This is a genomic window from Chloroherpetonaceae bacterium, assembly GCA_025056565.1.
Lineage (GTDB): Bacteria > Bacteroidota > Chlorobiia > Chlorobiales > Thermochlorobacteraceae > Thermochlorobacter.
This window is the reverse complement of record JANWWA010000037.1, coordinates 1-1228: the sequence shown is the minus strand read 5'-3', so window position 1 is coordinate 1228 and position 1228 is coordinate 1. Positions and strand designations below refer to the sequence as shown.

Sequence of the window (1228 nt, the reverse complement as noted above, 5' to 3'; positions counted from 1 at the left end):
AGCGCGTAACTTTTCTTCGGCCCAACGATGGCTTCCACCACCGCTTTGCGACCGCAAATCTCTATCTCAACGCCCCACACGACTTCTCGCTCGGCGCGCGATTCATCAGCGTATTTGACCGACGTCTTGCGCGAGACGGGAAATTGATGCAGCGTCGCCACTTCGCCCGGAAGAACCAACATTGTTGCGCCCGTGTCAACTTTCGCATCGAGTTCTGTTGGCTCCGTGTTTGTGAGCAAATTGCGCACTTTGATTTTCGTATAGGTAATGCCCATTTGTTGCTGATGCTATTCAATTTCCGTCAGCGGCGCGTCGGGCGAGCGCGGATTCGGATACACGCCCAAACTGCGCGGCTCTACGATTAAATCCAGCGTCTCCAACACCACCGCGCCAACCAGCGCGTAACTTTTCTTCGGCTCAACGATGGCTTCAAACCAACCCTTGCGACCACAAATTTCCACTTCAACCGCACCGACCACATCTCGCTCCGCCTTTGATTCATCAGCATATTTGACGGGCGTTTTGCGCACAAACGGAAACTTCAATTCATTTGCCACTTCGCTGGGCAAAACCAGCAGCGTTGCGCCTGTATCGACCTTCGCATCAAGTTCAATCGTCTTGCTCTCCGTCAGCGGATTGCGCACTTTGATTTTTGTATAGGTAATGCCCATCATTCTCAAAGTTTTGTGCCTTCGTAGATGTCCGTCAGCGAGAGCGTTGCGCCAATGGATTGCAGTTCCAACTTCATCGCCTTGTCATCCAAGACAACATAATCCCACTCGTTGCGGCTCTTGCGCCGAAAAAGCTCCACCTGCACTTTCTCCGCTGAAACCAAGACATACTCTCGCAGCGATGGCAAGGTCTGGTATTCATCAAACTTTTCGCCTCTGTCGACATTCGCCGTAGATTTTGACGAAACCTCAAACAATACAACCGCATTGCTCAAAATGTCGCTCTCCAAGTCCATATTCTCGCGCGGCACGACCGAAACATCGGCGTAGCGATAATTGCCAAAAGACTCAATGTCTATCTTCATGCCGCATGGCACGACCGTAAAAGGCTTGCCCTTCAAGAGAAATTCAAGCAAGACAATTAGGTTTTTGATGATAAGTTCGTGCTTTAATTTTGGCATCTCTCGTTTGACCAATTCACCATTGACATACTCGTATCGTTCTTGGCTGTGGCGCTCAAATTCCAAGTATTCTTCGCGCGTCATCTTCCTCGTCAA

General features: G+C 50.2%; 3 protein-coding genes. All 3 read right to left on the bottom strand.

Translation table 11 applies throughout. The features are described 5' to 3' along the window. Window positions 1-275: hypothetical protein (locus NZM05_12545; protein ID MCS7014443.1), on the bottom strand; the 275-nt coding region annotated here is incomplete at its 3' end. A 12-nt stretch (window positions 276-287) separates the two neighbouring features. Further along, on the bottom strand, window positions 288-674 hold the full coding sequence (locus tag NZM05_12540) for a hypothetical protein (GenBank protein ID MCS7014442.1): 387 nt from the start codon (window positions 672-674) through the stop codon (window positions 288-290). 2 nt (window positions 675-676) lie between these two features. Continuing rightward, a partial coding sequence (locus NZM05_12535; protein ID MCS7014441.1) for a Uma2 family endonuclease occupies window positions 677-1228 on the bottom strand: 552 nt, incomplete at its 5' end.